Source organism: Campylobacter troglodytis (assembly GCF_006864425.1).
Classification (GTDB): Bacteria; Campylobacterota; Campylobacteria; order Campylobacterales; family Campylobacteraceae; genus Campylobacter_D; species Campylobacter_D troglodytis.
The window spans coordinates 26888-33247 of sequence record NZ_QHLI01000031.1; the positions used below are offsets into that span (position 1 = coordinate 26888).

Sequence of the window (6360 nt, forward strand, 5' to 3'; positions counted from 1 at the left end):
ATTATTTTTGCTTGAAAATTATTCTTATTTAATCTTTGATTAAGTTTTTTTGCTAAAATAAGCCCTTGAATTTGCAAATTTTATGAAAGGCAGGATGTGATTTTTAACAAAGCGGATTTAAATTTATATGAAGCCTTGAATTTGGAGGCGATTTTTAAACAAACAGTTTCAAATTTACAAACAGCTTTTAATCCTCAAAGCTTTTTAATCTTGCAAACAGTCCCCCAAGTGCTTTTGAATTTACTCACCCTTTTTAATGCAAAGCTTTTGGCTCTGGCAAACGAGAGAGGGGGGGGGGGGGGAATTCCCACACCAAGATTAAACTTAGTTTAAAACTCTGGCTTTTTTATAAAATCCTTCACAAAATTAAAACTCACTTAAACTTATGCAAGTTAAAAAACTTTCAATTTAAAACTAAGACAAAAGAAGATAAATTCAATCAAACAAACACCTTTAATTTTAAAATTTTATTTTGCAAAAATCCACTTAAATTCACGCATTTTTATCATAAAATCAATCTAAAATTCAAGGCTTTTGTCTTAAAATTCAGCACTTTTTCACAGTTTAAACTTCAAAATTTTTCTCACAAATTTAGCTTTTTTCACATTTTTTATTTTAAACTCAAGGCCTTTGCCCTTTTAAAAAAACGACACCCTTTAAAGCCCTTAAAATTCAAAGTTAAAAGGCAAGTTTATGCTTAAAATCATAGCACATAGGGGATTTTGGCTTGAAAAAAGTGAGCAAAATACCCTCAAAGCCTTTGAACGAGCCTTTGAAAATGGCTTTGGAGTAGAAACGGATTTGCGAGATTTTAAGGGCGAGCTTGTCCTTAGCCACGATCTAGCCACGAAAAACGCCCTGCCTTTGTGTGAACTTTTGAAACTACACGCCAGTTTTTGTAAGAATTTAGCCTCAAATTCCGCACCGTCTATTAATGTAGCCATTCCACCTAATACACCTTTGCTACTTGCCCTAAATATCAAGGCTGATGGCTTACAAAGCCCCTTAAAAGCCCTTTTAAAAGAGTTTAAAACACAAAATTACTTTGTCTTTGATATGAGTATGCCTGATATGCTAGGCTTTGAGCGTGAAAAAATTGCCTTTTACACAAGACAAAGCGAGTTTGAGCCAAGTCCGCACCGTCATATGAAACCACTTTATGAAAAAGCAGAGGGGGTGTGGCTTGATGGCTTTTTTGAAAACTTTTTAAAGAAAAAACACCTTTTAAATCATCTTAAAAAAGGCAAGGCACTTTGTGTGGTTTCACCTGAACTTCATCATTATGCTTATATGAAAGAATGGAAAAGGCTTCGTCAAATTTTAATCAAAATGCAAAATTTAAAATCTTTTAATAAGGCTTTAAATAAATTTTCAATTTGCACCGATCATCCACAAAGAGCAAGGGAGTTTTTTAATGAAAACGGTCATTAAACAAAGGCGAGTTTTTAACAAAAAATTCACTCAAAAACGAGCAAAAATTCACAAAAAGGATAAAAGATGCCAAAGATAAAAGCCATAGTTTTTGATATGGACGGGGTTTTAATAGAAGCCAAGCACTGGCATTTTGAGGCTTTAAATAGGGCATTAAGCCTCTTTGGTATGGAGATTTCATACTTTGAGCATATAAAAAGCTTTGATGGCTTACCTACAAAGGATAAGCTTAAAATGCTTTCAAGTGTTTATAATTTAAGCGAAAAGCTACATCCTTTCATCAACAAAATGAAACAAATCTACACCACAGAGCTAATCCATACTCGCTTAAAGCCAAATTTCACTCACGAATTTGCCCTCTCTCGTCTAAAAAATGAAGGTTACAAGCTAGCCCTTTGCTCAAATTCAATCTCAAAAACCATATCTTTGATGATGCAAAAGGCCTCCCTTGATAAATATTTAGATTTTTTCTTATCAAATGAGGATGTGAAAAATGCCAAGCCTGATCCTGAGATCTACAACAAGGCTATAAAAAGGCTAAATTTAAGCCCCAAAGAGGTGCTAATTTTAGAGGACAACATAAATGGCATAAAATCTGCTAGGGCTAGTGGAGCATTTGTTATGGAGGTTTTAGAAGTAAATGAGGTAAATTATAAAAATATAAAAAAAGAAATTTTAAAATGCGAAAGCTTGATGAAAAAAGCTTGAATTTAAAAGTTACGAGCTTAGTTTTTTACAAAAAGCATTGTTCTTAGATAAGAGTTTTGTCGTTTTTCATAGGCAAGGTTTAGGTTAAAAACCTTTGATTTTAGTTTAACTTAAACGAAAATGCCATAAATTAAAAATATAAAATTCGCGCAAAGCTGTGAATTTTTTAAATTCTTTGTGGCAAAGAACTAAAATGACAAAGGCTTTTTAAAAAATTATAAGGCTTTGTAAATTAATAAAAGAATTCACAAAGGCTTTTTTATAAAGGCTTTTGGCGTGAATTTAGCACAAAGAATTCACAAAAGAGCTTATCTTCAAACAAGCTTAAAGGCAAACATTACAAAAGAAAGGAAGATAATGTCAAGTGAAATAACAGTAATAGTGCCCCTAGCTGGTTCTTCGTTTTTTTTCAAGGAAAATGAGTTGGTTTTCCCAAAGATACTAACAGAAATTTGTGGTGCAACTATGCTTGAAAGATTCATCTCAAACCTAGCTCAAATCAAACCTCGCTTTGTTTTTATACTCAAAAAAGAGCAAATTAAAAAATATGCCCTTGATGAGGCTATTAAAATATTAGCTTCAAATTCTATCATTCTTGCCTTGGAGAATGAAACTCAGGGAATGGCTTTGAGTGCCTTATGGGCTATTGATTTTTTAGAAGGTGAAATCATCATTTGTAATTTAGATCAGATCATAAATGCAAATTTAAACAAGATCATAAAATCATTTCGCAAGTTTGACGCAGGTGTCATCACCTTTGAAAGCTTACATCCAAGGTATTCTTTCGTTATAAGTGATGAAAATAACTTGCTTTTGCAAGCCTTTGAGAAAAAGCCTATTAGTAAAAAAGCTATTGCTGGTTTTTATTATTTTAAAAGAGGTAGCGACTTTGTGCAAGCTTGTGAGAGTATGGTTGCAAAGGATAATCATATAGATGGCAAGTTTTACATAGCCCCTTGCTTAAATGAAATGATCTTAAAAAATCTTAAAATACTTGCTTATGAGATAGAACAAACTCAGTATCACACCTTTTATTCACCGGCTAAGATAGCTGAGTTTGAGGCTAAATTCTTGCCCCTTTTAAGAGAGGGGAGAAGTTTAAATGAGGTCTTAAATTCAACCTTAAACGAAGACAGAGTGAATTCTTTAAGCAGGGCTAAAAATTTAAAAAATTCAAAGATAAAAGAGGATGATTAAGTATGCGTAAATTTAAATTAAACGAGATGACAAAGGGCTGGTTTGTGGGGGATTTTAGCCCTTGTGCTTATAAAACAACTGAGTGCGAGGTGGCTATAAAATGCTATAAAAAGGGAGATAGTGAGGAAAGGCATTATCATAAAGTCTCCCTTGAACTTACAGCCATCATTAGTGGGCGTGTGAAAATGAATGGGCTTGAATTTAAAGGCGGAGACATTGTAGAAATCGCACCCTTTGAAAGCACGGATTTTAGGGCATTAGAGGATACTATCACCTGCGTTGTCAAAATTCCAAGCACAAAAGATGATAAATTTTTGGGCGAGTTTTATGAAAACAAAAAATGATCTTTAGTATGAATTCAAAACATTTTCCTACTTCTAATACTAACGAAGTTTGTCATTTTAAGCCTTGCCAACCTTGTCATACTAAGCATTGCAACCCAGCGGGTTTCGAGGCGGTAGCCGAAACAAAAATATTTCTAGATCCTTGTCATTCTGAGCATTGCGAAGAAGCTCGTAATTCCACTTGTCATACTGAGCGTGTGCTAGTATCTCATAATTCAAAAAGAGCTTCTTCGTTTGCTAAGCAGACTCGCAATGACAAAAGAGCTAAAAATTCGCAAAATGCCACCACTTGTCATTCTGAGCGTGTGCTAGTATCTCGTAATTTCACTTGTCATACTAATTGTGTGCTAGTATCTCAAGCCCCAATTTGCCATAATGAGACTTCGTGCGAAGTATCTCGTAATTCAAAAAGAGCTTATTTAATTGCTTCGCTTCCTCGCAGTGATAAAAAATTAAATAGAGATATTTCGTTTTCTACGAAAACTCGAAATGATAAAAATTCAAATATAGATCCTTCGTCTTTTGCAAAGCCTCAATATGACAAAGGTAAAAAGTCCCTCTGCCGTGTAAGTAAGAATTCACACGACAAATCCCCATCTCTTGCGAGTGAGGATTCACACGACAAATCCCCATCTCTTGCGAGTGAGGATTCACACGACAAGTCCTTTTGCCGTGCGGATGGGCAACACATTAAGCCCCCCTCACTTGCGGAGGGGGGTTTGGGGGGTGGGTATGAAAACCTTGAAAATTCACAAAGTACTCAAAATTCAACAAATGCCTTCAATTCTTGCTATACTGAGACTTCGTGCGAAGTATCTCATAATTCAAAAAGAACTTCTTCGATCGCTTCGCTTCCTCGCAGTGATAAAAAATTAAATAGAGATATTTCGTTTTCTACGAAAACTCGAAATGATAAAAATTCAAAAAATATAGATCCTTCGTCTTTTTCAAAGCCTCAACATAACAGTGTTAAAAAATCCACAAAATCAAAGGAATTCAAATGAAACAAATAAACATAGTAATCCCTATGGCAGGGGCTGGCTCACGCTTTGCAAAGGAAGGTTACACCAAGCCAAAGCCTTTTATTCCCGTGCGTGGCACAGGCTACACAGTACAAGACAATACAAGGCAAAATACAACAACGCAAGATAAAACGATGATAGAATGTGTCCTAAAAAATCTTTCCTTGCCAAATTCAAAATTTACACTCATCGCTTTAAAGGCACATTTAGAAGGCTTTAAAGAGCTTGTAGAGGGCATAAGGGCTGAATTTAAGGCAAGTTTTATACCTATCAAGGCTCTCACACAAGGTACAGCTTGTACCATACTTCAGGCACAGCATATCATAGACAATGACACACCCCTACTAATAGCAAATAGCGATCAAATCGTAGAACTAAACATAAAAGACTTTATTGATGACTGTTTTCTTAGAGAGCTTGACGGATCTATTTTGTGCTTTGAGGAGCCTAACAAGGATACAAAATGGAGCTTTGTTCGCACGGATGAAAAGCACCTTGTGTGCGAGGTGCGTGAAAAAGAGGCAATTAGCACTCTTGCTAGTGTTGGGATCTATCTTTTTGCAAGAGGTAGCGATTTTATAAATGCTGCAAACGCAATGATAGCAGCAAATGAGAGGGTAAATAACGAGTTTTACACAGCCCCTGTTTATAATCACTGCATAAAAAGAGGCTTAAAAATAGGCATTTATCTTATTAAAAAATCTCAAATGCACGGACTTGGCACCCCACAGGATTTAGCAGAATATGAGAGCTTTTTAAAAAGTGCTTGTCATTGTGACCGTAGCGACTAGGTGGATTAGATAATAGAAGCAAATCTTAAACACATAAACCTTGTCATTTTGACAGTAGCGACCCAGAGGGTTGTGTAGCAGAAGCAAACAAATCTCTTGTCATATTGAGGCGAAGCCGAAATATCTCTAAATTTTATTTGAAATTCTTCGCTTTGCTCTCGCAAGACTCGCAATGACAAGGTAAAAACTTACAAGGATAAAGTGGGCTTGAATTTAAATTCAAGCAGGTTTGATTTATTGGTCATTTTGAGCTTTCGCAGAAAGCGAAGAATCCGCATTATTGTCATTCTGAGTTTGCGAAGCAAACGAAGAATCTCTTTTCTCATCATTTTGAGATATTTTTGCTTCGGCGTTTCACGCCTCGTAACCCACTGTGTCGCTACACTCAATATGACAAGGTAAAAACTTGCAAGGGCAAAATGGCTTGAATTTAAATTCAAGTAGGTTTGATTTATTTGTCATTTTGACAGTAGCGACCCAGAGGGTTGTGTAGCAGAAGCAAACAAATCTCTTGTCATATTGAGGAGAAGCCGAAATATCTCTACAATTTATTTGAAATTATTCGCCTTGTCTTACGACAAGCTCAATATGACAAGGTTATGAGATTCTTCGCTTTCTTTGAAAGCTCACAATGACAAGGTAAAAACTTACAAGGATGAAGTGGGCTTGAATTTAAATTCAAGCAGGTTTGATTTATTTGTTATTTTGAGCTTTCGCAGAAAGCGAAGAATCCGCATTATTGTCATTCTGAGTTTGCGAAGCAAACGAAGAATCTCTTTTCTCATCATTTTGAGATATTTTTGCTTCGGCGTTTCACGCCTCGTAACCCACTGTGTCGCTACACTCAATATGACAAGGTAAAAACTT

The 6360-nt window shown here is 35.4% G+C and carries 8 protein-coding genes; 7 read left to right on the plus strand and 1 reads right to left on the minus strand.

Going from position 1 to position 6360, the window contains the following annotated elements; genetic code table 11:
• Positions 1 to 96 precede the first annotated feature (96 nt).
• The 7 genes from DMC01_RS07520 to DMC01_RS07550 all read left to right on the plus strand — a co-directional run bounded on the left by DMC01_RS07520 (position 97) and on the right by DMC01_RS07550 (position 5493).
• Entirely contained in the window at positions 97 to 333 is a 237-nt protein-coding gene (locus DMC01_RS07520) for a hypothetical protein (protein WP_142693638.1), read from the plus strand.
• Between the two features lie 360 nt (positions 334 to 693).
• On the plus strand, positions 694 to 1431 hold the full coding sequence (locus DMC01_RS07525; protein WP_142693639.1) for a PI-PLC domain-containing protein: 738 nt from the start codon (positions 694 to 696) through the stop codon (positions 1429 to 1431).
• Positions 1432 to 1497: 66 nt separating this feature from the next.
• On the plus strand, positions 1498 to 2139 hold the full coding sequence (locus DMC01_RS07530; RefSeq protein WP_142693640.1) for an HAD family hydrolase: 642 nt from the start codon (positions 1498 to 1500) through the stop codon (positions 2137 to 2139).
• 276 nt (positions 2140 to 2415) lie between these two features.
• The gene (locus tag DMC01_RS07535) at positions 2416 to 3336 is read left to right on the plus strand and encodes a glycosyltransferase family 2 protein (protein WP_246059110.1); all 921 of its coding nucleotides are present in this window, start codon (positions 2416 to 2418) and stop codon (positions 3334 to 3336) included.
• Positions 3337 to 3338: 2 nt separating this feature from the next.
• A complete protein-coding gene (locus tag DMC01_RS07540; protein ID WP_142693641.1) occupies positions 3339 to 3680 on the plus strand; it encodes a hypothetical protein in 342 nt (113 codons plus the stop codon).
• Between the two features lie 8 nt (positions 3681 to 3688).
• Positions 3689 to 4684, plus strand: a complete 996-nt coding sequence (locus tag DMC01_RS07545; RefSeq protein WP_142693642.1) for a hypothetical protein — start codon at positions 3689 to 3691, stop codon at positions 4682 to 4684.
• Positions 4685 to 4689: 5 nt separating this feature from the next.
• Positions 4690 to 5493, plus strand: coding sequence for a glycosyltransferase family 2 protein (locus tag DMC01_RS07550; RefSeq protein ID WP_142693644.1), 804 nt, complete (start codon positions 4690 to 4692; stop codon positions 5491 to 5493).
• A 647-nt stretch (positions 5494 to 6140) separates the two neighbouring features.
• Here the strand turns inward: DMC01_RS07550 and DMC01_RS14490 are convergent.
• Positions 6141 to 6360: hypothetical protein (locus DMC01_RS14490; RefSeq protein WP_221887146.1), on the minus strand; the 220-nt coding region annotated here is incomplete at its 5' end.